The following is a 24,501-nucleotide window of genomic DNA, read 5'->3' on the forward strand; positions in this document are numbered from 1 at the left end:
TCAGGTTCCGATCACGCGGGGCTGGACGACCGCAGGGATCAGCGGTGTCCCGGTGGGGGCGCAGATCGCCTGGCTGTCCATCAGAAGGACCGGCTGCCCCAGCGAAAGGACGCGCAGCGCCGAGGTGACGAACTGGGCGGTGACGCAGGGACCGTTCGCGGCGGGCGGCGGCGGCAGGGCGCAGCCCGCCACCATCCACGGCCCGGTCACGACGGCGACCGGCTGGCCCGAGACCAGGACCCGGGGGCTGGTGACCGTGGCCGTCGCCTGCCCGGCATGGGCGCACATCACCGTCGCGCCCAGATGAAGGACCGGCCCCGGCATCATGTCACCGTCAGCGCGCCGAGGTTGATGTCGACGGTGGGCCCCACCATCGAGATCTGCGCGCCCTTTCCGTTGTTGATGAAGATGCCGGCGTCGTTGACGGCCAGCGTCGCGCCCGTCGCGCTCTGGATCACGATCCCGCCCACGCCCAGCGGCCCCAGCCCGTCCGAGATCACCAGCCCGTTCTTCAGCGGCGTCTGCATCGTGATCGCCGGGGTCGGCGCCGGGGCGGTCTTGGCCAGGACCGGCGTTTCGGCGGCCGAGCCCCAGAAGCAGCCGACCCAGATCGGATAATCCGGGTTGCCCTGCTCGAATTCGACCCAGACCCCGGAGCCGGGGATCGGGACCGCCATGAAGCCGTTGTTGATCCCCGCCACCGGCACGCAGGGCATCGCCCAGGACGAGATGCCCGGCCCGTGCACGTCGGGAACCTGCACCAGCAGGCGGCCGATCAGCATCGGATCGATGTTGTTGATCACGGTGCCCCGGAACTTGCCCAGAAATGGCCTGTCGCTGCTCATGCCACCACCCTCTCGACCGCTGAAACCACTCCGTCCCGGCTGAGGACGAAATCTTGGGTGAAGCCGCCCCGCTGCATCACCGAGGTGACCTGTTCGACGTACCAGCGCCCGTTGAACGCCGTGCCCGCGCCGCGCACGCCCACCGGGCGGCGGGCCTTCAGCAGCCGGCCATAGGTGCGCACGTCAAGCGAACCGCGCGCCCTGGCCGCCTCGGCCTTCCGGGCGGCGACGGCCAGACCGATCAGCGCCGCCTGGACGGGGTTGTATTTCGCGGTTTCGGGCAAGGGCTCGATGTTCTTCGGAAGCGCCGGGATCAGCGCCAGCGGCTGCAGAAGCGACGTCAGGTCCGGGACCGGGATCGGGATGGTGACCTTTGTTTCCTGATTGTGGATCAGCACGATCGGCAGCGTCGCCTTTTCGGCATTGTATTCGAAGTTCAGATCCTTGACGTTGCGCCGGCCGCGGAAATCCAGTGACAGCGCCGGCTGGTCGGCCCCCACCCGGATCTTCGGACCCCAATAGGCTCGGGTCACCCCGACCTCGGGCGTTGTGTCCAGGTAGAAGACATAGCCTACCTTGTCGGCCAGCTTGCGGATGTATCCCAGATCCTTGCCCTGATGCACCGGGATCCGGCTGGTCGGGATCGGCACGTCGATCAGCGGGCTGGGCACGACGTCCGGAAGGATGCCGAGGATCGCGTATTTGGCCAGGATCAGCGCGACGCGCGCGAAGTCCGGCATCGCCGGATAGGGAATGAACGAGAAGTCGATGTAGTCCATCACCCGGGTCAGGTCCTCGCCGGTGATGGTCAGAAGCGACTTGCCCGGCGTCTTCGAGGGGCGGACCTGCTGGTGCGTCACCACGCCGTCGATCAGCACGTCGCGCGTCCCGTTGACCCGCACCGCGATCACGGTGCGCACCAGCGGCAGCGCGGCGCCGCCCGAGATCAGGAAGATCGCGTTCAGCGGCGACTGGTTCGACAACTCGAAGGTGATGTTGAACGCGTCCGGCCCCTCGGCCGAGTTGATGACCGTTACCTGCTGCACGGCCTCGATGACCTCGCGCGAGGCCTGCAGCGGTATCCCCGGCCCGATCCACAGCTCGAGGGTGACCGCGTTCAGCATGGCCTACCCCATCCCGTCCGGGACGGCGATGCGCAGTCGCGTGCCGGGAATCCGCGTCAGTTCCTCGGGCAGGCCGCGGCCGTTCGCGTCGGCGATGCGCCACGAGACGAGCGGATCGCCGAAATAGCGCGCGGCCAGCAGGTCGGTGCGGTCCAGCGGCGCCACGGTGTGGACGGCAATGTCGGTCATTCGCGCCGGGTCGGGCAGCACCCGCGGCACCAGCCAGGTCGCCTCGCGCCCGTCAGGCAGCCGCCGCACCCGCGCGGGCAGGCCGAAATAGCGCGAGTTCGCCGGATAGCGCGTCTGTTCCTGCGGCGGCGCGGCGACAAGGGCGGCAAGGGCGTCCTGGCGGCTGGCCATCATATCGCTCCGATCCGGGTGGTGTGGCCGAGGTCGGCCCTGAAGCCCTCGCGCAGACGCTCCTGCCCGGCCAGCGAGGCAAGAAAGACGCCGCCGCCCTTGGTGCCAACGCCGAGGTCGTCGCTGGTCATCACCTCGACGCTGACGGTCAGCCGGGCCCGGATCGGGTTGAGGTTCTGGTCGAACAGGTCCTCCTCGATCGCCAGATCCTTCAGCCGCACGACCTGCACGCGCGAAGCGTTCCAGATCAGCAGCGTCAGCGCGGGGGGCGCGGGCAGCAGTTCCAGCGCGCCGCGGTCCGCCAGCGCATCGGCCTCCAGCACGGCCTGGCGCGAGGGCGAGATCAGAAGCTCCAGCGCCGCCAGCCGGGTCGAAAGCCCGGTTTCCAGCTCGGCCCCCGCATTCGCGTCCAGCGCGTCGGTGGCGTCCATGATCGCCTCGAAGCTGATCGTCTCGCGCGCGGGGCCGGACAGGCGCACCAGTTGCGCGGGATCGCCCTCGGGGTCGATGTCGCGCGCGACCAGCCGGCGCAAAAGGCGTTCGGGGTTGAACTGGAACGGGATCACCCGCGTCACCCTGCCCGAGTCGGGATCGACCGAGGCAAGCGCCGCCTTGGCCAGTCGCGGTGCGCTGGACAGCGTCATGGCTGGGTGCCTTTCTGCTGGTTGACCGGCCCGCCGCCGCCGCGCTGCCCGGCCTCGGACATGACGTGATAGCGGCCCTTCTCGCCGGTCAGCTCCACGCGCAGGTCCAGCCGGTCGAAGGCCGCCGTCCGATTGATGTTGTCCGTGCCCTCCATGTCCGACTCCGAACGGTTCCTGCGGTCGATGTTGGTGGTGGTGTTGGACTTTGACGAGCCGACCTCGTGCTCGTTGATCTGCTCCGTGCGGCTGACGTCGGTTTCGCCCGCGGTGACATCGGTCTTGCGTCCGGCGGTCGCCTTTTCGGACGCGCCCTGGGTCACGCTGCCGCTGCGTTCGACCTCGGTCCGCTCGGTGGTCCCGGTCCCCTTCGTGGTGCCCGAGCCCTCGGTCTTGACGGTGCCCTTGGTCGTGTTGGTGCCGGTTGTCCGGGTCTTCTGGTTGATCTCCTGCACCTCGCGCCACTTGCCGGTGACCTCGCCCGACAGCGAGCCCGTGACGCGCCCCTTGCCGGTGGCGTCGATCGTCACGGTCCAGTCGGGCGGCTGCGCGATCAGCTTGTCGAGGATCCAGTCGATGCCCTCGCTGGCCGGGCCCGCGGCGGGGCCGAGATAGCGTCGGACCACCTTCTCGATGATCTTCTTGCGGACCGGCTCGGCCAGGTCGAACAGCCGCCGCGCGATCGACGGCTCGCCCTTGGACAGGTCGGCCTTTCCCTTGATGCCGGATTTCACGTCCGCTTCGAAGTCCACGTTGTCGAGGTCGATGGTGATGTTGCCGGTGGTGGTGTTGGTGCCGGTCGTCTTCGAAGTCTGGTCGACCTTCTCCTTCAGATCGACGTCGCTTTTCGATGAGCCCTTGTGCTTGAGGTCCACCTCCGTCCGGTCCTTGCCGGTCCGCACCGCGCCGCCCTTCTGGACCTCGACCGACCGTCCGGCCTCGACCCCCTCGGATGTGCCCTTGGTGACCGAGACGGACTTGTCCTTGCCGGTCGTGGTATTCGTGCCGGTGCGGTCCAGGGTGGAACTGCCGGTTGTGCTGGACCTGTCGGTGCCGGTCTCGGTGCCCGTTGTGGTCGTGTGTTCCTTGCGATCGGTCCCGGTCTCGATCGAGACGTAGTGCAGGTCCACCATCACCTGGACGGTGTCGAACTCGTGGCTGATCGCCGGATAGCTGGTCTTGGCCTGCTGCGGCCCCTCCGACTCCGGCGTGACGGTGTCGCCCTCGATGATGCCCGGTGCGCCGTCGATCGCGACCTCGCCGCCCCTGTCACGGGGATGGGGCACATCCGAAGCGACGGTGGTGCCGTCCCTGACGATGCTGGTGTTCGTCGCAAGATTGGTCATCGCCCCTCCGGTCGGCTTGAACCCGAGGTCGCGGATCAGCAGGCCCTGCGGGCCTTTCGTCTGGTGCGGGGCACCGTGGAAGATGAGGTTGACCTCCCAGTCCAGTTCCACCGGCGGCGGCGGGTCGGTCTTGTAGACCTTGGCGAAGATGTCCATCAGCCGCTTGAAGCGGCCGCCCTCCATCTCCTTCCTCAGCCGGTCGCGGCCCACGTCCTCCATGATCTCCAACGCATCTCCGGTGCTGGCCTCTTCGAGGATGCGGATCGACATTTCCTGGTCGTCGTCGCTGACCCAGCCGTCGAGCATCTCCTGGATCAGCAGCGCGCGCACGCGCACCGGCTCGGCCTTGTAGAGGCCCTTCTCGACCACGGCGCGGGCCTTGTTGTCGCTGTCGTTGTTGCCCTCGATCGTGCCGCTGTCCTTGCCGGGCTGCCCGGTCGGGTTCTTGCCGCGCAGGCGGTCGAGATATTCCAGCAGTTCGCCTTCCGAGAAGCTTCCGCCACCGAAGAACCGCGCCACCGCCTCAAGGAAGCCCACGTCGCGGCGGATCACCGGCTCGGGCTCGGGTGAAAGCGTGTGCGCCAGTTCGTGAGACAGCAGCGCGAGGCCCGGGGCGGTCTCGGGCCGCCAGGCGCCATCGGCGAAGACGATGTCTTGGCCCAGCGCAAAGGCGTCAGCGCCGACGGACCGGGCACCGGCCGCCGCTTCGGGGCCGTCATGGATGCGCACATGCGAGAAATCGCGGCCGAAACCCGCCTCCATCCGGCTGCGCGCGGCGGGCGGCAGGCGTTCGCCCTCGCCCTCGGCGGCGGCCAGGGCGGCGGGCGGCGCGGGGCGGCCTCCGGCGGTGTCACCAGCGCCATCTGCCCGCAGATATCCAAGGCCCAGCCGGTCGGTCGCGGCTTCCGCCTCGCGGTCGGCTTCGGTCTCGGCGCGGTCGGCGATGCCGCCGATGCGGACATCTGTCTGGGCGGGCTTCAGTGCGGGGGTGGCGGCGCCGGTCATCGCGGCCTCCCGTGAACCAACCCGATCCGGGCAGCGATGATTTCGGCGGCGCGGCGCAGTTCGGGCCCGGTCGAGGCCGGTCCCTCGGCCGCAGACCCTCGCGCCTTCGCCGCCAGCGCCGCCGCAAGCGCGGCGGTCAGCTTCGCCTTTGTCTCGGCGGGTGCCGCAGCCCCTGCGGGCAGGCGAAGCGCGTCGAGGCGGACGTGAAGGACCCGGCGTCTCATGTCTCGTCCTCCCGCCGGCGCAGGGTGCCGGGCGCGCGGTTGAGCTTCGCGAGTTCACCCTCGGCCGTGGCGATGATGTCGGCCATGCCGATCTCGGCGGCCCCGCGGGCCGCGGCGCGATAGCCCGCCCCCAGCGCGATGTTGCGGATGTCGCCCCCGGTCGCGGCCAGTTGCGCCAGCCGGGCATGGTCGATCGCGCCCACCGGGGCCGTCGGCGGCATGACCCGCTTCCAGATCTCGCGACGTGCGGCGGCATCTGGGAAGGGGAAATGCACGACCACCGAGATCCGCCGCAGAAAGGCGTCGTCGATGGCGCCGGACAGGTTGGTCGTCATCACCGCCAGCCCCGGGAAGGCTTCCATCCGCTGCAGAAGGTAGCTGACTTCCATGTTGGCATAGCGATCGCGCCCGTCCTTGACGTCCACCCGCTTGGCGAAAAGCGCATCCGCCTCGTCGAACAGCAGCATCGCCCCGCCCCGCTCGGCCAGCGCGAAGATGCGGTCGAGGTTCTTCTCGGTCTCGCCGAGCCATTTGCTGAGAACCTGGCTGAGATCGACATGCAGCAGGTCCAGTTCCAGCTCGCTTGCCAGCACCTCGGCCGCAAGCGTCTTGCCGGTGCCCGAAGGCCCCGAGAACAGCGCGGTGACCCCGGTCCCCCGACCCGACGCGCCGAAGCCCCAGTGTTCGAGCACACGGGCCCGGTGCCGGACGCGGGCGGCGATGTCGTCCAGCGCGGCGCGCTGCGCCGGGCGCAGGGCAATGTCCTCGCGGCACAACCCGGGGCTCCGCCGCCGGGCGAGGCCGTCGCAGGCCGCGCGGGTCCGCAGCCGCGCCGCCTGCCGGATGGCGGCGGCGTCACCGCCCCCGGCGCCGATTTGGGCCAGGGCCTGCGCCCCCAGCGGGAACTCGGCCGCGAGCCGGTCGATCTCGCCCTCTGCGATGTCTGGCGCGGCCCCGCGCCACAGGGCGCGGCGGCCGGCGAAGTCCATCGCCGGGCATTCGACCACCCTTGCGGGCCGCCCGGGGCGGTGGTCCGGCTCGTCCGCCGACAGGACGAAGGCCGACTCGAGTGCCAAAGCCAGCGGGCCGATCCCGGGGCACGCGTGATCGAGCAGCGGCAGCATTCCCGTCAGCACCGTCTCGCGCTCGATCAGCCGCGCGAGCCTCAGCCGCGGTGCCGGGTCCTGGGGGACGTTCGGGCCGAAGCGCCAGACCGACCGGCCGGATCGCGCGGCCGCGCGGCGGGCGACGGCGTCGCGGTCCTCGGCGCAGCCGCCGACCAGCTGTGCCGGACCGTCGTCAAGGACTTGGGCCAGCATCTCGGCGGCCAGTTCCTGCGCGGGCGCAAGCGGCACCGGCTCGCCCGCGCGCTCGCCCCAGGCCTCGAGCGCGCTGTCGGCGCTGCCCGCGCCCATCAGCGCGTGAAGCATCCGCGGGTCCAGCGACAGGGGCGCGTCGGCGATCAGGGGCGCCGCGTCGGCGTGAAGGAGCCTCCAGCGCAGCAGCGGCCGCTCGGGGGACAGGGCGCTCCAGTGCGGGGCGGTCAGGACGGCAAAGCCCAGACCGAAGCTGGGGCGCGGATCGCCGCCCGGCTGGCGGGCCCGCAGGGCCTCGCTGACGCCGGGATCGATCTCGGCGGCAAGCGCCAGCGCCATCAACTCGGTCTCGAAGATGCTGAGCCCGAAGCCCTCCGCGACCGCGGTGACCAGCGGCGGCAGCCCGGTGGTCCCCGTGACCGGCGGAGCCTCGGTCTGCGGCACGGCGGGCCGGGGACCGGCCGCGTCGAGCCGGGCGCGCAACTCGGCGCACATCGCCCGCAGCAGGGCGCCATGGTCGCTGCGGATGACGGATTGCTCGGTCATGCCGGCACCGTGACGCTTGCGGCCGGGTCGAATTCCGGTGGGCGCGGCAGGAAGTCCGGCCCGACAGGGGGCAGGTCGCGCAGGGTGAACCAGCTGTCCACGCCGTCCACCCTCAGCCAGGCGAGGTAGCTTCCCGCGGCCATGTCGGCAAGATCGAAATGCGCGGTTGCGGCCTGGCTTGCGCCCAGCGGGTCCGCCGTCGCGGTCTGGCTGCCGACGGTCAGCAGGATCTCCTGCCCTTCGCGCAGTTCTGGCCGGACCGTCAGGTCCACCGAGACCGCGGCGGCGGCATGGGTCACCGTCGCCCCGGCCAGATCGGGCGCGGGAGCGATCATCAGGGGCCAGGCGTTGCTGTCGCGCTCGGGCTCGCCCGGGCGCTGCACGCGCAGGGTCAGCAGTGCCGGACCTGCCGCCCAGGCCGCGCGGCTCGCGGGTGTGTCGGGAATGGTGAAGCTCGCCAGCCGCGCGCTGTTGCCGGGGTCGGGGGAAAGCGTCAGCGGCTCGGCCAGGCGCGCATGGACGATCCGCGCCTCGACAAGCGTTCCCATCAGGTTGCGCCCCTCGACCACGAAGCTGTCGCCCAGCCGCACGCTCGGCTGCCGTTCCGGCGTGATCAGCCGGGTGATCGCCGGCAGGGGCGGCAGCATGGCGGGAAACACCGACGCGCCCCGGTTGTCCCGGCCGATCCGAAGGACGGGGCGGGTGATCCGGGCAGGCAGCTCGCTTTCGATCAGGACCACCGAGACAAGATAGGCCGTCGTCGGGCGGTATTGCGTCTGCATCGCCGTCCAGATCCGGGACACCTCCTCGGTCGTCAGGTAATCCTCGATGATCTTCACCTGCTCGATCTGCTCGGCAAGGCCCGATCCGTCGAGCGCCTCGAGCGCCGGGGGCAGACCGCCCGAAACGGACGGCGCCGGACTGAGGGCGCGGGTGATCTGGGCCCGGGTCAGGATCGGGTTCTCGTGCAGGGTGCGCATGGCGAAGCCCAGCAGGATCTCGGCCTGCAGGTCGTCATAGCCGAAGGCGGTCACCAGATAATGCAGGTCCAGCGCCAAGAGCGGCGGCCGGACCATCTCGCCGCGCGGGTTGCGCACCGGCAGTTCGTGATTGCGCCAGCCGGTGTTGGGCGTGACGTTATAAAGAAAGACGTTCAGCGTCGGGGTGGCGTCGGTCACCACCGTCTGCAGCCGGTCCGGCGGCAGCGCGCGCACGTTGATGGCGGCGCCCACGGCAGCCGCCACGTCATGATCGACCACGCCCTCGTTCAGCAGGTCCTGCAACACCCGGGTGACCCCGGCGAGGGCCAGCGCGCTGGTCATCCGAGCTCTCCACGCCGCGCGGCGAGATAGTCGCCCAGGGAGAGCAGCGGTCCGGGACGGGCTGCAGGCGAGGATGAAGGCCCCGGTCGCGGCGCCGGACCCGCTGGCAGCGCGCCGACCAGGTCGATGCGGCCGATCTCGAGATGGATTTCGACGGTCTCGGCTTCCTGGACCTGCGCCGCCGGGACAGGCGTCGCGCGGGGGGAAGCGGGCGCTGCATGGACCAAAGGCGGAGAGATGAAGGATGGCGTTGGCCCCGGCACGGTCCGCTGCTGTGCCAAGGGCGGGGCGGATGGCCCGAATCCGGCAGTGAGGGGGTTCGCGGCGCGGGAGGCGCGTGGAAGTTCGGGCCGCGCCGCCGTCGGGACGGCACCGGGAGGTTGCGGTTCGTGCCGGGCAGCGGCAGGTGGCGGCCGGGGCACCGCGGTCTGGGGGAGGGAATCCGCGGGCACTGGCGGCCCGAGAGGCGGGACCGGCGTTGTGGCACGCGCTTGCCGGATGGCCGTTGGCCGCGAAGGCGGCGTGGACGGTTCGGCCAGTTCCTCCTCGACCTCCGCGGGCTCATTCACGGGTTCGGGCGTCATCTGCCCCCATGGCGGATGGTCCAGTTCGGCGGCGGCTGATGGGGCGTTCTCGATGGCGGGCGGGGCAAGGGCGCGGTCCAGAAGGCGTTCGAGAAACATCACAGCCCCCCGATCAGCAGGTATTCCCTTCGACGGCGTGGCGGTACCGCAAGGATCTCGGCCTCGCTCCAGCCATAGGCGGTTGCCAGATGGTGCACCTCGCGCAGCAGCCGCCGCGCCGCGAGGAGGATGTCACCCCACAGGCAGGCGGCGATGTCGAAAGGGGCGTCCCACGCCGTTCCGCAGTCCGGGCAGGTCAGCGTCAGGACGATTTCCGCATCGGGATCGGCCTCGTGCAGCGCCACTGACGCGGCCTCGACCAGCGCGGGCGGCAGCGGATCGGGCAAGGGGTCGAGCGCGCATCTGCGCACCAGCGCCTCGACGCGCCCCGAGGCAGGCCCGGCCAGCACCCGCGCGATGTCGCGGGTGGTCGGCGGCCGCAGCCGCAACGTGCCGCCTTTCATGCGGACCAGGGCCAGTTCGGCGGGCGGGGCCTCGGCCTGCATTCGGTCCAGGTCCAGATCCAGCTCGACCCGCGCGGCGCATCGGGGGCAGTTGGCGGCGCAGCGCATCCGGCTGCCGAAAAGCCGCTGCCGAAGCTCGATCAGGGCCCGGTCGCGGCGGCCCACCGGCAGGCTGTCCGCAGGATCGCCCACCTCGCCCATGCCCGCGCGCAGGGCGTCAAGCAGCACCGCCGGCCGCAGCGGCTGCGGCGCGGTCCCGACGCGGTCCCAGACCTCCAGCAGCGCGCTTTCGGCGAGTGGGGTCATGCCGCCGGCTCCTGGAACGAAGGCTCGCGCGGCTCGGGCACGTCCTCGTCCACCTCCCAGCCCTCGTTCTCGATCTTGATCGACTGGATGGCGGTTGCCGAGGACGACGCCGACAGGTCAGGCAGCGCCCGGAACTCGCTGACCCAGGCGCGATAGATCTTGTAGGCCAGCGCCAGCTGTCCGGCCTCGTTGAAGAAGTTCAGGATGATGTCCTTGCGGAAATCGGCCAGCGACGATTCCGCCCCCGGACCGGCGCCGAAGTTCCAGACCTTGTTGGCCCAGCGCAGGAAGGCCGTGTCATGGGTCACGCCGCGTTCCAGCGTGATCGGGGCGAAGGTGGTCTGCCCCGGCATCTTGCGCGGGGTCGCGGGGTCGCCACCTTCGCGGAACTCGATCACCGAGGTGGTGCGGGTCAGCGCCGTGACCTTGCTGAGGCCGGCGACGGTTTCGCCGTCGATGACGACCTGAAAGCGGAAGTCCTTGTAGGGATCGAACCTCTGCGCGTTGACGGTGAAACGGGGCATGGCCCTCTCCTCAGGTCTCGGCCTGCAGGTTCATCAGCTGCAGGCTCAGGATCACGAACTCCGCCGGTTTCAGCGGGGCGAAGCCGACCAGCACGTTGACGATGCCCAGATCGATGTCGGCTTGCGGGTTTGTCTCGGCGTCGCACTTGACGAAGAAGGCATCGCGCGGGCTTGCGCCCTGAAAGGCGCCCTGCCGGAACAGGCGCGACATGAAGGATGTCGCCGCCAGCCGGATCTGCGCCCACAGCCGCTCGTCATTCGGCTCGAACACCGCGAACTGCAGGCCGCGCAGCAGCGAGGCCTCGATGTTCAGCGCGGTCCGGCGGACGGGGATATAGCGCCAGTCGGGCGACAGGATGTTCGACCCTTCAAGCGTGCGCGCGCCCCAGACCAGCGTTCCGATGTTGTCGAAGACCCGGATCGCGTTCAGCCCTTCGGGGTTGATGAGCCCGTTTTCGGGATCGGTCAGCCGATAGTCGAGGTCGCCCACCCCGCGGATGCTGGCGACGATACCGGCGGGCGCCCGGAACACGCCGAAAGCGCCGTCGGTGCGGGCATAGATGCCGGCTACCGCGCCGGAGGGCCCGACGCTGCGCAGCCGGTTGCCGTCCAGCGGATCGGCGATGCGCAGCCGCGGAAAGTAGGCCGCGGCGTTGCGGTGCCTCAGCCCCGCCGCCGCCAGGTCGCCGATCCAGCCCAGCGCGTCGTCGATGGTGTCGACGTCGGGCGGCGGGTCGATCAGCAGGAAGGCGAAGCGCTCTTCGCAATAGGGTTCGGCGGCGGCCATCACCTGGGTCAGGTTGGTGATCGCCCCCGGCCCGTCCAGGCGCGAGGCCTCGGGAATGCAGAGGATGTTGAACACGTCCGCCGCTTCCAGCGCGAAGATGCCGCTGCGCGCCGCGCGGCTGCCGGCAAGCGCAAGCGCCGTGGCGCCGGTATCATCGACCCCGGGGGTGGCCGCGCCGCGGAACGCGGTGGCCGGGCTGCCGCTGCCCACGACATACTGCTGCACGTTCTCGGTCACCCCGCCGCCGACAAGGCCGATGTTGGCGCCAAGATCGCCGGTGGTGTCGGCAAAGGAGACCACAGCCTCGGGGTCGTAGTCGGCGCCGGTGCGCCCAAGAAGCACCCGCAGGGCGCCGCCTGCCAGTTGCACCGAGGCCTGCGACCACATCATGTCGGTCGGCCGGGCTGCCCGGATCAGGCTTTCCAGCAGCGACCGCGCCTGACCCATCGTCGCAGGCATGTCCGCCGCCGGGATGGCAAGCGGTTCGGTGACCCCGCCCGTCCCCGTGGTCACGGTCATCTCGATCTCGCTGTCCCCCGCCGCCGCGGCGCCGGGGTCGGCCCCGCCGAACCCCTGCGTCCCGGTGGGCACCGGCCGGTTCGCAGAGGCGCCCTGCGTCAGTTGGATCATGGTCGAGCCGTCATTGACCACCGGCACCGCATAGTTGGCAGCGGTCGTCGTCATGCTGAGATTGCGGAAGGTTTCCGTCCGCAGCACCAGAGACCGGCCGGCCTCTCGCCGCACCTCGCTGACGGAAAGATTGAACTCGGTGACCGGGTCCGACGCGGCATGATCGACGTCGATCCTAAGGTTGTCCCCCCATCGGCCGGGGTTCTCGACGGAAGCGTCGCCGATCTGCTGTCCGGCGGTGGCGGTCAGCGCGGTCACATTGGCGTCGTCCTGCAGGATCACGTCCGAAGCACCGCCGCCCGGGGCGACCCGCACGATCAAGGCGTCGCCGCCGCCGTTCTGAAAGAATTGCGCGACGGCATAAGTGGTCTCGCGGTCGCGGTCGAGGCCGCCGAAGCTGCGCTCGAAGTCGCCCTGGTTGAAGATGCGGACCGGCACGTTCTGCGGCCCGCGGCCGAAGCGACCCACGAATGCGGTAACCGAGGTCGGCAGGCCGGCAATCGTGCGGGCGCCGCTGGGCAATTCCTGCAAATAGACGCCGGGATAGGTCGGATTGACTGGCATGGTGGCCTCGCCTCAGGAGAGTTGCGATTTCCCGGTCCGTAGGTCTGCCGAAAGAAATGAACTCTGCACGAATGGTGCAGTCGCGCCATCTCGAGGGACAGTGGCGGCGGGCTCCAGTTCCGGTGTTTATGCTATTCCTGCGACGTGATTCGCGCAACAAGAGGTTGTCCCTTCGGCCGGGGCAACCATGTTTGGCCCGTTTCTGCCAGCTCAGGATGGCCTCGGATTGGTTTCTCGTGTCGTCTGGCTGGTTGTATAAAACCCATGACAGCAACCGCGAAAATTTTCGGGACATTTGCGCTGCATGATCCGCCAATTCGAAGATCAATTACGCTCCCGGCCGGTAGATTTCCAATCTGCAGCCGTAAGGTGATTCACATCCGCAGCACTGCGGAGGCCGATCCTATGAGAATCCACCTGCGTCAGGTCGCATACTCTCTGCGCAGAAAGGAGAAGACCAGGGCCATTCGGTGACCCCAAGATCTGCGCTTTCGAAGCGCAACCGGATCGCTGCCGAGCGATTGAATGTCGAGATCGAAGGGTCAGCAAAGCCTGTCAAACAAGGTCTGGAAGGCGTAAAACCACCTTGAAAGCGCCAGCCCTGCGGCCGCCTGTCTTCTTGAACTGCCTTGAGAAGAATGGTGCCCGGAGACGGATTTGAACCGCCGACACGCGGATTTTCAATCCGCTGCTCTACCAACTGAGCTATCCGGGCACTCGGGGGCGGCTGCCCTCGGGTGGGGCGTTCCTAGACAAGCCGGGCGCGGCTGTCCAGAGCGAAAATCAAGTCTCGTCGTCGCGGGGCGGGGTGTCGCCTGCAGGCTCGCCCGGGATCGCATAATCGCCGCGCAGCCAGCGGGCGAGGTCCACGTCCGCGCAGCGCTTGGAACAGAAGGGGCGATAGGCCGGGACCGTGGGCTTGCCGCAGATGGGACAGGTCATTCCTCTTCTCCCGCAAGGGCAACGGCGACCAGGGGGACGCGGTCGCGCTTGCGGTTCAACTCGAAAAGCCCCATCGCGGTCCAGCCGACCAGCGTGGTTTCGGTGCCGTCCGCCTTGAAGGCGGCGCGCAGTACCTGCTCCAGCGTGCCACGGTCGCGCTTGGGCATCGGCGCGAAGTCGATCACCACCTGCCCGCCCAGGCCTCGCAGGCGCAGCTGCCGCGGCAGGTCGCGGGCCAGCGCGATATTGGCCTTGAGCGCGGCTGCGGGCGAGGTGTCCCGGCCGGTGTTCACGTCCACGGCGACCAGCGCGCGGGTAGACTCGATCACGGCAAAGCCACCACCGGGCAGGTCGAGTTCGGGGTCCAGAAGTGCCTCGATCGCGGCGCTGACACCATGGACGTCAAAGGCACCCTCGCTGTCGTCCACGTCGTCGGGGGGCGGGTCGGCCCAGTCGATCCAGGCGGCGCGCCAGGGCTGCTCGGCATCGACCAGCAACTCGGGACGGCCCTGCGCGTCCGACATCACGGCGATGGCAAGCGCCACCAGTCCTTCGAGTTCCTCGTCGATCGTCTCGTTGTCGGCGCCGGCCGCCGCACTGCGCATGACAAGGCCGAAGCTTTCGGGCGCGCCCTCCAGAGCAGCCGTTCCCAAGGTGGACAATCGCCCGCGCTGCTCCTCGTCCCTGATGCGGCGAGACACGTTCACACCGGGCGCGCCTGGCGTGACGATGGCGTTCTGGCCGCGGAACAGCACGCGCTGGCTGACAGGAATCGCCTTGCCGTCGTCGGGTGCGCCCGTGACCTGCACGATCAGGCTCTGCCCTTCGGACAGGCCCTTGGCGTCGCGCAGGAAGCCGCGCTCGCCGTCCGGCAGGCGGACGAAGACACCGCCCTGCCCCTTGACCAGCCGGTCCACGACAGCGCGGCAGATGGCGCCCGGCGGCAGCGTGGTCAGGGCGCTGAGATCCAGCAGCAGATCCTCGACCCGCCCGTCAACCATCAGGGCAGCGGCCTCGCGGCCCCATTGATGGCCCAGGACGACCTGACGACCCTTCATGTGCTTACTCCTTCGCGGTGGCCGGGGTGATCCCGCAGGCCGACAGCAGCACGGATGTTTCGGACAGAGGCAAACCCACGACGGCGCTGAACGATCCCTGCATCCAGGCCACGAAGGCGCCTGCGGGTCCCTGGATGCCATAGCCGCCCGCCTTGCCGCGCCAGTCGCCACCCGCGACATAAGCCGCGATCTCGGCATCCGACAGCTGGCGCAGGCGCACCACGGTGTCGACCAGCCTGTGGCGGGCATGGCCTTCGGCCATGACAGTGATCGAGGTCATGACGTGATGACGACGGCCCGACAGCAGGCGCAGGAACGCCGTGGCTTCAGCCGCGTCCACAGGCTTGCCCAGAATGCGGCGGCCCGCGACGACGGTGGTGTCGGCACCCAGAACCACGCCGGGCTCGACAGCGGCAACGGCGGCGGCCTTCTCGGCGGCCATCCTCGCGACATAGGCACGGGGCGATTCGCCCCTGCGGGGGGATTCGTCGATGTCGGCGGGAACAACGGCATCAGGGGTGATGCCGATCTGGGCCAGCAGCTCGATCCGGCGCGGACTGGCCGAAGCCAGCACGAATCGCTGCCGGTCCGCCTTACTTGAAGCGGTAATTGATCCGCCCCTTGCTGAGGTCGTAGGTGTTCATTTCCACCTGGACCTTGTCGCCGGCGAGAACACGGATGCGGTTCTTGCGCATCTTGCCTGCCATATGCGCGATGATCTCATGGCCGTTTTCGAGCTCGACCCGGAACGTCGCGTTGGGCAGGAGTTCCTTCACCACGCCGGGGAATTCGAGCATCTCTTCCTTGGCCATGATCTCTCCTGTCTGGAGCCCGCCAGTCGCGGACCTTGGCCATATGCCGTCAAGCCTTGCCTTTTTCAAGAGGAAAGCCCTGCAAGGACGCAAGCTTGCCTGCGTCCGCGCGCCGCGCCCCACCCGCAACGGCGCATCATCTGCCGATCGGTGAATTTTTCCTCTTGCAGCCCCCCGCCGCCTTGGCTAAATCCCCCTCCACCGGCGGCGGAAGCAACCGGGACGGAGCGCGGGCGTAGCTCAGGGGTAGAGCATAACCTTGCCAAGGTTAGGGTCGTGAGTTCGAATCTCATCGCCCGCTCCAACATCAAAAAGGCCGGTCGCAAGACCGGCCTTTTGCTTTTCCGCCATGGCCCGAGGAAAAAGCCCCGCGACCTGGCGGCGCGGGGCAAAGGCTTACAGCATCGAGGGCAGTACCAGGTCCGGCGGGCGGTGGCCGTCGGCAAAGGTCTTGATGTTGATGATGACCTTCTCGCCCATCTCGATCCGGCCCTCGGTGGTGGCCGAGCCCATGTGCGGCAGCATCACCACGTTCGGGGCCTCGCGCAGGCGGGGGTTGATGTCGTGCCCATGCTCGAAGACATCAAGGCCCGCGCCCGCAAGCTCTCCGGCGCGCAGCATCCGGGTCAGGGCGTTCTCGTCGATGACCTCGCCGCGCGAGGTGTTCACGATCACCGCCGAAGGCTTCATCAGCTTCAGCCGCCGCGCGTTCAGAAGGTGGAAGGTGGACGGCGTGTGCGGCGCGTTGATCGACAGGATGTCCACGCGCGCCAGCATCTGGTCGAGGCTTTCCCAGTAGGTCGCGCGCAGCTCGGCCTCGACCTCGGGGCGAAGGCGGCGGCGGTTGTGGTAATGGACCTGCATCCCGAAGACATTGGCCCGTCGCGCGACCGCCTGCCCGATCCGGCCCATGCCCAGAATGCCCAGCCGCTTGCCCCCGATCCGGCCGCCAAGATGCGCGGTGGGAGCCCAGCCCTCCCAGCGGCCGGTCTGCATCTCGGCCAGACCTTCCGGGATGCGGCGGGTGACGGCCAGCATCAGCGCAATCGCCATGTCGGCGGTGTCCTCGGTCACAACTCCGGGGGTGTTCGTGACCTGGATGCCGCGCTGGCGGGCGCTTTCCACGTCGATGTGATCGACCCCGGCGCCATAGTTGGCGATCAGTTTCAGCCGCTCGCCCGCCTGTCCCAGCAGCCGCGCGTCGATCTGGTCGGTGACGGTGGGGACCAGCACGTCGCTGTCCTTCAGGGCCTGGACCAGCTCGTCGCGGCTCATGCGGACATCGACCTCGCGCAGCGACACGTCGAACAGTTCGGCCAGGCGCGATTCGACGGCTTGGGGCAGGCGGCGGGTCACGGTGACCTTCAGCCGATCACGCGTGGGTGCGGTGCCAGCCATGTGACCTCTCTTCCAATACCACGTTGCGTTTGGCAAACTTACCGTCAGGCGGGGCAGGCACAAGGCCCCGGGGCCACGCGCCCGACAGGCAGACAGGCGCCGCGCGCCGCGGCAGGCAAGGACGACGACATGACATTGCGATCCGTGACCCGATCGGTGGCGGAGGCGTGCGTGGCACGGCTGCGCCGCCCCGCAATGGCCGCAGCGGGCACGGGACTGCTGGCCGCCGGGCTGGCGATGACGCTGCCGGCCCAGGCGCAGAGCCCCCGGTCGAGCGGCGACGGGGCGGCCTCTGCCGAGGCGCCCGCGATCCAGATCAACCCCGGCGACGTATCCGCAGACTCCCTGATCAGCCGCCACCAGGACAAGCCGCGCGATCCGAACCGCGGGCCCGTCACGAACCTGCCCCTGCCCCGCTATGTCAGCCTGAAGGGCGGCGAGGGGAACGCCCGGCGCGGGCCGTCGCTGTCTCACCGCATCGACTGGGTCTTCCGCCATCCGGGAATGCCCCTGCGGGTCGTGGCCGAATTCGGCCACTGGCGCCGGGTCGAGGACCAGGACGGCGCTGGCGGCTGGGTGCATTACTCGCTGCTGTCCGGCGTGCGGACGGCCATCGTCACGACCGACATGGCCGAACTGCGCAGCCGTCCCGACGCCAACGGCTCGGTGCTGGCGCGGGCCGAGGCGGGCGCGATCGTCCGGTTGCACGAATGCAGCATCGACTGGTGCCGCGTGTCGGGCGGGGGCGAAAAGGGGTGGGTCCCCAAGACCTCGCTGTGGGGCGTGGATCCCGAGGAAACCCGAGAGTAACCCTTTCGTCCCGCACCCCGGACCCATGCCCGGGGTGCCGGCGCGGACCGGTCAGATGCCGTGCCGGGCGGGCCCGGTCACATGCAGCGATAGTAGGTCAGCGTGGTCGCGCCTTCGGTCAGCCGCATCACGCCGGGGCGGATCGAGATGTTCAGCTGGCGGTTCGCCGCGCCCGAGCAGCCCAGCGAGACCGAAGTGTAGTTCGTCTGCACCTCGGACGAGCCCACGGTGCATTCCGCGGTCGGGAAGGTGAACTTGTTGCCCTGGATGGTCAGGCGGCCTTCGCTGGCGGGATCGCCGCACTGCGAGGCGACGAGGTTCCAGGTGCCGTCCAGCGTGTCCGCGCCGGGGGTGCCGGCGGTCGCTTCCGGAGCGGCGGGGGCGATTTCGGGACCGTCCACGACCGTGACCGGCTCGGAGCCGGGGGTGCTGACGGTGGTGACGGTCGCGCCAGGCATGCAGGCCGACAGCGACAAGGCCGCGGCGACGGCCAGAACGGGCTTCAGATAGGTCATTTTTCGGTTACTCCCACTTGAACAACGATCGGCCCCGGGCCGCGTCACCCTTCAACGTCGCAAGCGTGGGATTTCGTTCCCTGTTTTCCAAAGAGAAATTGCAGCAGCAGCGAGTCGCCGGCGCATTGCGGCTTTGGCGACACATAGGCGGCGGCTTGCCTGCCGCGCTGAATGCGCACCCGCTCACATCCGTTCACGCGCCGTTGATGGAATGTTCGCCCCCGCAGACCGGGCAGTCGGCGCGGCGCGGGATGCGAACACTGCGCGTGTCGCCCCATAACCCGTCAAGGATCAGCATGCGCCCCCGCAGTCCCGCGCCCGCGCCGCTTTCGGGAATGCGGGCCAGTTCCTTGATCGCCTCAAGCGCCATCAGCCCGCCGACGACGCCCGGCAGGGCGCCGACGACGCCCGCCTCGGCGCAGGACAAGGCAAGGCCTGGCGCGGGCGGCTCGGGGAAGACGCAGGCAAGGCAGGGCGCGCCGCGCGCGGGATCGTAAAGCGCGACCTGCCCTTCCCATTGCGCGATCGAGCCCGCAAGCAGCGGCACGCCCGCCGCGACGCAGGCCGCGTTGACCGCCTGGCGCGAGGCGAAACTGTCGGTCCCGTCGATCACGAGATCATGGTCCGCGACCAGTTCGGCGTCCCCTGCCCCGATGCGGCGGACCAGCGCGGTCACGCCGACATGGGGGTTCAGCCGGTTCAGCACCTGGGCGGCGGCCTCGACCTTGGGGCGGCCGATGTCGGCGGTGGAGAAGATTACCTGCCGCTGCAGGTTCGACAGCCCGACCGTATCATCGTCCGCCACCGTGATCCGCCCGACGCCCGCCGCCGCCAGATACATCAGCACCGGTGCGCCCAGGCCGCCCGCACCCACGACCAGCACGCGCGAGGCCCGCAGCCGCCGCTGCCCCGCCCCGCCCAGTTCCCTCAGGACGATGTGGCGGGCATAGCGGTCCAGTTCGGCATCGCTGAGCGGCTGGGCCGGATCTGCGGGCATCGCCTCGCGGACGGATGCTGCTTGAACCGGGCTGACCGTGGGCGGTGCAGGCGGTTCGGCCCTGCCTCGGGGCCGAGCCACGGTCAGACCCGCGCCCGCAGGCTGCTGTTCGCGGGCGCGCCGCCGCAGACGTCCGATCAGTGCGGCATAGCCCGCGCCCAGCGCCGCAAGGCCCACGGCCGGGACCCACAGATCCGAGGGCATCAGCCCCTGCCCCCCCTGGTGGCGCTGCCACAGGCCCGCCACTCCGGCCAGCCAGATCGCCGCCAAAATAGCAGCCAGTACCCCGGCCCCGAAGCGGCGGGCGACGACGATCCCCGCAACGACCAGCAGCAGCGTCCACAGCATCTCAGACCCCCGTCGAGCCGAAACCGCCCATCCGCCCGCTTGTGCGCGAGAACTCGGCCACCTCGACCAGCGCCGGGCGGACCACGGGGACGAACAGCATCTGCGCGATCCGCTCTCCGGGCTGGATGAGGATGGGCGCGCTGTCCGGCGGGTTGCGGTTCCAGGCGCTGATCAGGATCTCGTCGGTGTAGTCGGCGTCGATGAGGCCTACGGCATTGCCCATCACCAGCCCCTTGCGGTGCCCGAGCCCCGACCGCGGCAGGATCACCGCCGCAAGGTGCAGGTCGGCCATGTGCAGCGCGATCCCCGAGCGCACCAGTTCGGCCGGGGCGCCGGGTTGCAGCACCAGGGGCGCGTCGAGGCAGGCGCGCAGGTCCAGCGCCGCCGCCATGGGCGTCTGCCAGTCGGGCAGGCCCCAGTTGCGCAGGCGGGCGTCCAGCACCTTCAGTTCCACGGGCGGGCAGGCTTGCATCGGCACACTCGAGCTTGGGTCAGCCCCCCCACTTAAGCCATCACCCGCCCAAGGTCACGGGCAGGGCCCGGCCTTGCGGGCTCTTGCCTTGCCCCTTGCCGGGCGGGGCCGTAAAAACCCGGCACTTCAGGCCGCCGAAAGACACCCTTCATGTCCAACCCCCGCCCCGTCGTCCTTTGCATCCTCGATGGCTGGGGGATTGCCGCGCGCCCCGAGTTCAGCGCCCCCGACCAGGCCGCGACCCCGAACATGGACCGGCTGCGGCGGGACTGCCCCAGCTCGACCCTGATCACCTACGGGCCGGACGTGGGGCTGCCGCGCGGGCAGATGGGCAATTCCGAGGTCGGGCACACCAACATCGGCGCGGGGCGCGTGGTGGCGATGGACCTCGGCCAGATCGACCTCGCGATCGAGGACGGCAGCTTCTTCGAGAATCCCGGCATCCGCGGCTTCGTCGACCGGCTGCGCGCGGCGGGCGGGACGGCTCACCTGATGGGCGTTGTTTCGGATGGCGGCGTGCACGGCCACATCGCCCATGTGGTCGCGGCCTGCAAGGCGGTGGCCGACCAGGGCCTGCCAGTCGTGCTGCACGCGATCACCGACGGCCGCGACGTGCCGCCCAAATCGGCGCTGGGCTTTGTCACCGAACTGGCGGGCAACCTGCCCGAGGGCGTCACGATCGGCACCGTCACGGGGCGCTATTACGCGATGGACCGCGACAACCGCTGGGACCGCGTGGCGCGCGCCTATGGTGCCATCGTGCGCGGCCAGGGGCTTCATGCCGCCGACGCCCCGACCGCCGTGTCCGAGGCCTATGCGCGCGGCGAGACGGACGAGTTCATCGCGCCCACAGTCCTGCCGGGCTATGCCGGCGCGCGGGACGGCGACGGCTTCTTCTGCCTGAACTTCCGCGCCGACCGCGCGCGCGAGATCATGGCCGCCATCGCCCAGCCGGGCTTTGCCGAGTTCGACGTGACCGGCCGCCCCGCCTGGGCCGGGGTGCTGGGAATGGTCGATTACTCGACACGTCACGACGAATACATGACCGCTGCCTACCCCAAGCGGCAGGTGACGAACACGCTGGGCGCCTGGGTGGCCTCGCACGGGCGGCGCCAGTTCCGGCTGGCCGAGACCGAGAAATACCCGCATGTCACCTTCTTCCTGAACGGCGGAAAGGAAGCGCCCGAACCCGGCGAGGACCGCCACATGCCGTCCAGCCCCAAGGTCGCGACCTATGACCTTGCCCCGGAGATGGCGGCGGACGAAGTGTCGGACCGGCTCGTGCAGGCCATCGACGAGGGCTACGACCTGATCGTGGTGAATTTTGCCAATCCCGACATGGTGGGCCACACCGGCAGCCTGCCCGCCGCAATCCGCGCCTGCGAGGCGGTGGACCGGGGCCTTGGCCGGATGCTCGAGGCGCTGGACCGCGCGGGGGGCGCGGCGGTCGTCATCGCTGACCACGGCAATTGCGAGATGATGGTGGACCCCGCGACCGGCGGTCCCCACACGGCGCATACCACCAACCCCGTGCCGGTCATCGTCTATCGCGGCCCGCAGGGTGCGTCACTGCGTGCGGGCGGGCGGTTGGCCGACGTGGCGCCCACGGTGCTGGACCTGATGGGCCTGCCCCTGCCGCCCGAGATGACCGGGCGCAGCCTGATCGAGCGGCCATGACGCGCGTCCCCGCCCTTCTGCGCACCGCCACGGTCGCGCTTGCCGCGCTGCTGGTCGCAGGCGCGGGCCTGGCGCAGACGGTGGTGTCGGAAGGTGGGCGCGGGGCCGTCACCACGGCGGCGGGCGATCCTGCGGCCCCCGGCGCCTCGGTGGGCGAGACCCCGGCCGAGGCTACGGCGCGCGAGGCTGCTGCGGCCGCAGCGGGCCTGCGCGAGGCCATCGCCCGTCTGGACGTCGCGCTGACCGCGGACGACCAGGTGATCGCGCTGTCCGAGGTGATCCGCGCCTATGAACAAGGTCAGGCCGCGCTGCGCGACAGCCTGCGCCGCGCCGCGCTGCGCGAGGCGCAGGTGCGCGCCGAGTTTGAGGAACAGCGCGACCACCTGTCCCGGATCATCGGCGTGATGATGGCGATGCAGGATTCACCCGAAACGCTGATGCTGCTGCACCCGGCAGGCGCCGCCAGCACCGCGCAATCGGGCATGATCCTCTCCGCCGTCACCCCCGCGCTTCAGGCCGAGGCCGACCGGCTCAGGGCAAGCCTCGACGAGATCGCCATAGTCCGCGGCATCGAGCAATCCGCCGCCGACACCCTGGCCCAGGGTCTGGCCCAGGTGCAGGAAGCGCGGCGGCTGCTGGCCTCGGCCGTCACCGACCGCTCCTCGATGCCCGTGCGCTTCGGCGAGGACCCGGCGGAACTGACGGCTCTTGTCGCCTCGGCCGACACGCTGGACAGCTTCGCTGCCGGCATTGCCGCGATGGAACAGGACATCGGTGCCCCCATGGCCGACTTCGAGGCCGCGCAGGGCAGTTTGACCCTGCCTGCGGTCGGTACCGTGCTGCGCGGCTATGACGAGCCCGACGCCAAGGGCATCCGCCGCCCCGGCCTGACCATCGGCACCGCGCCCGCCGCGCTGGTCACGACCCCCTGGCCCGCGACGATCCGCTATCGCGGTCCCCTGCTGGATTACGGCAACGTGATGATCGTCGAGCCCGCGCGTGGCTACCTTCTGATCGTCGCGGGCCTATCTCAGGTTTTCGGAGAAACAGGCGACGTGCTGCTTGCGGGCGAGCCGATGGGGCTGATGGGTGGCCAGGAAGGCTCGGCCGCCGAGTTCGGCGCCGCCTTTGTCGAGGCCGCATCCGTCGGCAACACGCCCCCGGCGATGCAGCCGCTGTATGTGGAACTGCGCCACGGCAAGGAAACACTGGACCCGGCCGAGTGGTTCGTGATGAATCCGGTCATTACTCCCGCGACCGGCAGCGATGCCGCCCGCGACAACGGCGATACGGCGGGCGAGGATGCCCCTGAGCAGGTCAGGACGACGGAATGAAGAATTATCTCATGGCGGGCATCGGCGGCACGCTGGCCGGCATCCTGGTCACGACCCAGCTGGCCGGACCGCTTGTCGCGCAGGAATCGGGCCGCAACACCTCGGTCTATGAACAGCTCGACCTGTTCGGCAACGTCTTCGAGCGGGTGCAGCAGGACTATGTCGAGCAGGTCGATTCCAAGACCCTGATCGAGGCCGCGATCAACGGGATGCTGACCTCGCTGGACCCCCATTCCTCGTTCCTGTCGGCCAGCGACTACGAGGACATGCAGACCCAGACGCGCGGCAGCTTCGGCGGCCTCGGGATCGAGGTCGGGCAGGAGGACGGGCTGGTCAAGGTGATCTCGCCCATGGACGACACGCCCGCTGCCAACGCGGGGATCAAGCCTGGCGACTTCATCACCCATGTGAACGGCGAATCGCTGATGGGCCTGACGCTGGACGAGTCGGTGGAAAAGATGCGCGGCCCCATCGGATCGGAAGTCACGGTCACCATCCTGCGAGAAGGGGAAAGCGAGCCCTTCGACGTCAAGATGACGCGCGAAACGATCCGCCTGACTGTGGTGCGCACCCGCGTCGAGGGCAATGCCGTGGTGCTGCGCGTCGCCACCTTCAACGACGAGACCTATGACACGCTGAAGTCCGAGCTGGCCAAGGCGGTCGAGGAAGCCGGCGGCATCGACAAGGTGACGGGCTTCGTTCTGGACCTGCGCAACAATCCCGGCGGCCTGCTGGACCAGGCGGTGCTGGTCAGCGACGCCTTCCTGGACAAGGGCGAGATCGTGTCCACGCGCGGCCGCCAGCCCGAGGAAAGCGGCCGCTGGAACGCCGAGCCCGGCGATCTGGCACAGGGCAAGCCGATGGTCGTGCTGATCAACGGGGGCTCTGCCTCGGCGTCCGAGATCGTGACCGGCGCGCTGCAGGACCACCGCCGCGCGATCGTCGTCGGCACCAAGAGCTTCGGCAAGGGCTCGGTCCAGACGGTGATGCCCGTCACCTCGGAAAGCGCGATCCGGCTGACCACGGCGCTGTATTACACGCCCTCGGGCCGCTCGATCCAGGCGCTGGGGATCAACCCCGACATCATCGTCCAGCAGCCCCCTGCCCGCCCGGCCGACGAGGAAGAGAAGGCGCCGCGCAGCGCCTCGAACTTCTCGACCTCGGAACGTGATCTTCGGGGCGCGCTGAACAACGATTCGATCTCCGACGAGGAGCGCCGCCAGATCGAGGAGGAGGCCAAGCAGGTCGAGGCCACGGCGAAGCTGCGCGACGAGGACTACCAGCTCGCCTATGCGGTGGATATCCTCAAGGGACTGGCCGCGGTGGATTTCTCGGCGCGCGAGGTGGCGGACGCCGCCAAGCCCGCGGTGACCGGCGAGGATGCGACCAGCGAGGATGCGCGCGAGGGCGCCGCCCCCGCAACCGACGCGGCGCCCGCCGCCGAGGCCGAGCCTGCGGTGGGTGCCCCTACCCCGACGGCCCGCCCCGCCAACCGTCCGACCCAGCCCTGA

At 69.7% G+C, this 24,501-nt stretch carries 24 protein-coding genes and 2 tRNA genes; 5 read left to right on the top strand and 21 right to left on the bottom strand.

All coding sequences use genetic code 11. The features are described 5' to 3' along the window. The 17 genes from BLQ03_RS09330 to infA form a co-directional block, all read right to left on the bottom strand. Positions 1 to 327: a hypothetical protein gene (locus BLQ03_RS09330; protein ID WP_217629691.1), complete on the bottom strand. Its 327-nt coding sequence runs from the start codon at positions 325 to 327 to the stop codon at positions 1 to 3. Continuing rightward, positions 324 to 845 (bottom strand): phage baseplate assembly protein V, encoded by a 522-nt coding sequence (locus BLQ03_RS09335; RefSeq protein ID WP_090755156.1) that lies wholly within the window; start codon positions 843 to 845, stop codon positions 324 to 326. Before BLQ03_RS09335 ends, BLQ03_RS09330 begins: the two co-directional genes overlap by 4 nt. After that, positions 842 to 1,969 (bottom strand): hypothetical protein, encoded by a 1,128-nt coding sequence (locus tag BLQ03_RS09340; protein ID WP_217629692.1) that lies wholly within the window; start codon positions 1,967 to 1,969, stop codon positions 842 to 844. The genes BLQ03_RS09335 and BLQ03_RS09340 overlap by 4 nt, the downstream gene beginning before the upstream one ends. 3 nt (positions 1,970 to 1,972) lie before the next feature. Then, the gene (locus tag BLQ03_RS09345) at positions 1,973 to 2,332 is read right to left on the bottom strand and encodes a hypothetical protein (protein WP_217629693.1); all 360 of its coding nucleotides are present in this window, start codon (positions 2,330 to 2,332) and stop codon (positions 1,973 to 1,975) included. After that, complete coding sequence (locus BLQ03_RS09350) at positions 2,329 to 2,973, bottom strand: hypothetical protein (RefSeq protein ID WP_090755158.1); 645 nt, start codon at positions 2,971 to 2,973, stop codon at positions 2,329 to 2,331. Before BLQ03_RS09350 ends, BLQ03_RS09345 begins: the two co-directional genes overlap by 4 nt. Continuing rightward, a complete protein-coding gene (locus BLQ03_RS09355) occupies positions 2,970 to 5,321 on the bottom strand; it encodes an eCIS core domain-containing protein (RefSeq protein ID WP_090755160.1) in 2,352 nt (783 codons plus the stop codon). Before BLQ03_RS09355 ends, BLQ03_RS09350 begins: the two co-directional genes overlap by 4 nt. Beyond that, a complete protein-coding gene (locus BLQ03_RS09360; protein ID WP_090755162.1) occupies positions 5,318 to 5,545 on the bottom strand; it encodes a hypothetical protein in 228 nt (75 codons plus the stop codon). The genes BLQ03_RS09355 and BLQ03_RS09360 overlap by 4 nt, the downstream gene beginning before the upstream one ends. After that, complete coding sequence (locus BLQ03_RS09365) at positions 5,542 to 7,407, bottom strand: ATP-binding protein (protein WP_090755164.1); 1,866 nt, start codon at positions 7,405 to 7,407, stop codon at positions 5,542 to 5,544. The genes BLQ03_RS09360 and BLQ03_RS09365 overlap by 4 nt, the downstream gene beginning before the upstream one ends. Further along, positions 7,404 to 8,729, bottom strand: a complete 1,326-nt coding sequence (locus BLQ03_RS09370; RefSeq protein WP_090755166.1) for a Pvc16 family protein — start codon at positions 8,727 to 8,729, stop codon at positions 7,404 to 7,406. Before BLQ03_RS09370 ends, BLQ03_RS09365 begins: the two co-directional genes overlap by 4 nt. 682 nt (positions 8,730 to 9,411) lie before the next feature. Further along, positions 9,412 to 10,122, bottom strand: a complete 711-nt coding sequence (locus tag BLQ03_RS09375; RefSeq protein WP_090755168.1) for a hypothetical protein — start codon at positions 10,120 to 10,122, stop codon at positions 9,412 to 9,414. Continuing rightward, the gene (locus tag BLQ03_RS09380) at positions 10,119 to 10,646 is read right to left on the bottom strand and encodes a phage tail protein (protein WP_090755170.1); all 528 of its coding nucleotides are present in this window, start codon (positions 10,644 to 10,646) and stop codon (positions 10,119 to 10,121) included. Before BLQ03_RS09380 ends, BLQ03_RS09375 begins: the two co-directional genes overlap by 4 nt. Before the next feature lie 10 nt (positions 10,647 to 10,656). Next, the gene (locus tag BLQ03_RS09385) at positions 10,657 to 12,627 is read right to left on the bottom strand and encodes a phage tail sheath family protein (protein WP_090755172.1); all 1,971 of its coding nucleotides are present in this window, start codon (positions 12,625 to 12,627) and stop codon (positions 10,657 to 10,659) included. A gap of 639 nt (positions 12,628 to 13,266) precedes the next feature. Further along, a tRNA-Phe gene (locus BLQ03_RS09390) sits at positions 13,267 to 13,342 on the bottom strand. 68 nt (positions 13,343 to 13,410) lie between these two features. Then, positions 13,411 to 13,569, bottom strand: coding sequence for a DNA gyrase inhibitor YacG (locus BLQ03_RS09395; RefSeq protein WP_090755174.1), 159 nt, complete (start codon positions 13,567 to 13,569; stop codon positions 13,411 to 13,413). Beyond that, on the bottom strand, positions 13,566 to 14,627 hold the full coding sequence (locus tag BLQ03_RS09400; RefSeq protein ID WP_090755176.1) for a ribonuclease E/G: 1,062 nt from the start codon (positions 14,625 to 14,627) through the stop codon (positions 13,566 to 13,568). The genes BLQ03_RS09395 and BLQ03_RS09400 overlap by 4 nt, the downstream gene beginning before the upstream one ends. A 4-nt stretch (positions 14,628 to 14,631) precedes the next feature. Next, entirely contained in the window at positions 14,632 to 15,201 is a 570-nt protein-coding gene (locus BLQ03_RS09405; protein WP_175558822.1) for a Maf family protein, read from the bottom strand. 19 nt (positions 15,202 to 15,220) lie between these two features. After that, on the bottom strand, positions 15,221 to 15,439 hold the full coding sequence (infA, locus tag BLQ03_RS09410; protein WP_036636451.1) for a translation initiation factor IF-1: 219 nt from the start codon (positions 15,437 to 15,439) through the stop codon (positions 15,221 to 15,223). 229 nt (positions 15,440 to 15,668) lie between these two features. On the opposite strand from infA, the gene BLQ03_RS09415 reads away from it, so the two are divergent. Beyond that, positions 15,669 to 15,743, top strand: a tRNA-Gly gene (locus BLQ03_RS09415). Between the two features lie 92 nt (positions 15,744 to 15,835). Here the strand turns inward: BLQ03_RS09415 and BLQ03_RS09420 are convergent. Beyond that, positions 15,836 to 16,837, bottom strand: a complete 1,002-nt coding sequence (locus tag BLQ03_RS09420) for a 2-hydroxyacid dehydrogenase (RefSeq protein ID WP_090755180.1) — start codon at positions 16,835 to 16,837, stop codon at positions 15,836 to 15,838. Between the two features lie 129 nt (positions 16,838 to 16,966). On the opposite strand from BLQ03_RS09420, the gene BLQ03_RS09425 reads away from it, so the two are divergent. Beyond that, positions 16,967 to 17,647, top strand: coding sequence for an SH3 domain-containing protein (locus BLQ03_RS09425; RefSeq protein ID WP_245688791.1), 681 nt, complete (start codon positions 16,967 to 16,969; stop codon positions 17,645 to 17,647). Positions 17,648 to 17,724: 77 nt separating this feature from the next. Here the strand turns inward: BLQ03_RS09425 and BLQ03_RS09430 are convergent, their stop codons facing one another. The 3 genes from BLQ03_RS09430 to dut all read right to left on the bottom strand — a co-directional run bounded on the left by BLQ03_RS09430 (position 17,725) and on the right by dut (position 19,979). Continuing rightward, positions 17,725 to 18,162: a hypothetical protein gene (locus tag BLQ03_RS09430; RefSeq protein WP_245688793.1), complete on the bottom strand. Its 438-nt coding sequence runs from the start codon at positions 18,160 to 18,162 to the stop codon at positions 17,725 to 17,727. Between the two features lie 193 nt (positions 18,163 to 18,355). After that, complete coding sequence (locus BLQ03_RS09435) at positions 18,356 to 19,507, bottom strand: HesA/MoeB/ThiF family protein (RefSeq protein ID WP_090755182.1); 1,152 nt, start codon at positions 19,505 to 19,507, stop codon at positions 18,356 to 18,358. Between the two features lies 1 nt (position 19,508). Continuing rightward, positions 19,509 to 19,979, bottom strand: a complete 471-nt coding sequence (dut, locus tag BLQ03_RS09440; RefSeq protein WP_175558823.1) for a dUTP diphosphatase — start codon at positions 19,977 to 19,979, stop codon at positions 19,509 to 19,511. Between the two features lie 150 nt (positions 19,980 to 20,129). Here dut and gpmI point away from each other — a divergent pair, with 150 nt between their 5' ends. Genes gpmI through BLQ03_RS09455 form a run of 3 tightly spaced genes read left to right on the top strand, consistent with a single transcriptional unit; the run spans position 20,130 to position 24,501 of the window. Beyond that, on the top strand, positions 20,130 to 21,656 hold the full coding sequence (gene gpmI, locus BLQ03_RS09445) for a 2,3-bisphosphoglycerate-independent phosphoglycerate mutase (RefSeq protein ID WP_090755186.1): 1,527 nt from the start codon (positions 20,130 to 20,132) through the stop codon (positions 21,654 to 21,656). Beyond that, positions 21,653 to 22,990 carry a murein hydrolase activator EnvC family protein gene (locus BLQ03_RS09450; RefSeq protein ID WP_245688795.1) on the top strand — a complete coding sequence of 446 codons (1,338 nt, stop codon included), beginning with the start codon at positions 21,653 to 21,655 and terminating at the stop codon, positions 22,988 to 22,990. The genes gpmI and BLQ03_RS09450 overlap by 4 nt, the downstream gene beginning before the upstream one ends. Further along, the gene (locus tag BLQ03_RS09455) at positions 22,987 to 24,501 is read left to right on the top strand and encodes a S41 family peptidase (RefSeq protein WP_090755189.1); all 1,515 of its coding nucleotides are present in this window, start codon (positions 22,987 to 22,989) and stop codon (positions 24,499 to 24,501) included. Before BLQ03_RS09450 ends, BLQ03_RS09455 begins: the two co-directional genes overlap by 4 nt.

Origin of the sequence: Paracoccus chinensis, assembly GCF_900102885.1 — a bacterium.
GTDB classification, from domain to species: Bacteria; Pseudomonadota; Alphaproteobacteria; order Rhodobacterales; family Rhodobacteraceae; genus Paracoccus; species Paracoccus chinensis.

Excerpts from the sequence above, each read along its gene's own strand:
- BLQ03_RS09330 (WP_217629691.1), bottom strand. The coding sequence starts at position 327 with ATGATGCCGGGGCCGGTCCTTCATCTGGGCGCGACGGTGATGTGCGCC.
- BLQ03_RS09335 (WP_090755156.1), bottom strand. The coding sequence starts at position 845 with ATGAGCAGCGACAGGCCATTTCTGGGCAAGTTCCGGGGCACCGTGATC.
- BLQ03_RS09340 (WP_217629692.1), bottom strand. The coding sequence starts at position 1,969 with ATGCTGAACGCGGTCACCCTCGAGCTGTGGATCGGGCCGGGGATACCG.
- BLQ03_RS09345 (WP_217629693.1), bottom strand. The coding sequence starts at position 2,332 with ATGATGGCCAGCCGCCAGGACGCCCTTGCCGCCCTTGTCGCCGCGCCG.
- BLQ03_RS09350 (WP_090755158.1), bottom strand. The coding sequence starts at position 2,973 with ATGACGCTGTCCAGCGCACCGCGACTGGCCAAGGCGGCGCTTGCCTCG.
- BLQ03_RS09355 (WP_090755160.1), bottom strand. The coding sequence starts at position 5,321 with ATGACCGGCGCCGCCACCCCCGCACTGAAGCCCGCCCAGACAGATGTC.
- BLQ03_RS09360 (WP_090755162.1), bottom strand. The coding sequence starts at position 5,545 with ATGAGACGCCGGGTCCTTCACGTCCGCCTCGACGCGCTTCGCCTGCCC.
- BLQ03_RS09365 (WP_090755164.1), bottom strand. The coding sequence starts at position 7,407 with ATGACCGAGCAATCCGTCATCCGCAGCGACCATGGCGCCCTGCTGCGG.
- BLQ03_RS09370 (WP_090755166.1), bottom strand. The coding sequence starts at position 8,729 with ATGACCAGCGCGCTGGCCCTCGCCGGGGTCACCCGGGTGTTGCAGGAC.
- BLQ03_RS09375 (WP_090755168.1), bottom strand. The coding sequence starts at position 10,122 with ATGACCCCACTCGCCGAAAGCGCGCTGCTGGAGGTCTGGGACCGCGTC.
- BLQ03_RS09380 (WP_090755170.1), bottom strand. The coding sequence starts at position 10,646 with ATGCCCCGTTTCACCGTCAACGCGCAGAGGTTCGATCCCTACAAGGAC.
- BLQ03_RS09385 (WP_090755172.1), bottom strand. The coding sequence starts at position 12,627 with ATGCCAGTCAATCCGACCTATCCCGGCGTCTATTTGCAGGAATTGCCC.
- BLQ03_RS09395 (WP_090755174.1), bottom strand. The coding sequence starts at position 13,569 with ATGACCTGTCCCATCTGCGGCAAGCCCACGGTCCCGGCCTATCGCCCC.
- BLQ03_RS09400 (WP_090755176.1), bottom strand. The coding sequence starts at position 14,627 with ATGAAGGGTCGTCAGGTCGTCCTGGGCCATCAATGGGGCCGCGAGGCC.
- infA (WP_036636451.1), bottom strand. The coding sequence starts at position 15,439 with ATGGCCAAGGAAGAGATGCTCGAATTCCCCGGCGTGGTGAAGGAACTC.
- BLQ03_RS09420 (WP_090755180.1), bottom strand. The coding sequence starts at position 16,837 with ATGGCTGGCACCGCACCCACGCGTGATCGGCTGAAGGTCACCGTGACC.
- BLQ03_RS09425 (WP_245688791.1), top strand. The coding sequence starts at position 16,967 with ATGACATTGCGATCCGTGACCCGATCGGTGGCGGAGGCGTGCGTGGCA.
- BLQ03_RS09430 (WP_245688793.1), bottom strand. The coding sequence starts at position 18,162 with ATGACCTATCTGAAGCCCGTTCTGGCCGTCGCCGCGGCCTTGTCGCTG.
- BLQ03_RS09435 (WP_090755182.1), bottom strand. The coding sequence starts at position 19,507 with ATGCTGTGGACGCTGCTGCTGGTCGTTGCGGGGATCGTCGTCGCCCGC.
- dut (WP_175558823.1), bottom strand. The coding sequence starts at position 19,979 with ATGCAAGCCTGCCCGCCCGTGGAACTGAAGGTGCTGGACGCCCGCCTG.
- gpmI (WP_090755186.1), top strand. The coding sequence starts at position 20,130 with ATGTCCAACCCCCGCCCCGTCGTCCTTTGCATCCTCGATGGCTGGGGG.
- BLQ03_RS09450 (WP_245688795.1), top strand. The coding sequence starts at position 21,653 with ATGACGCGCGTCCCCGCCCTTCTGCGCACCGCCACGGTCGCGCTTGCC.
- BLQ03_RS09455 (WP_090755189.1), top strand. The coding sequence starts at position 22,987 with ATGAAGAATTATCTCATGGCGGGCATCGGCGGCACGCTGGCCGGCATC.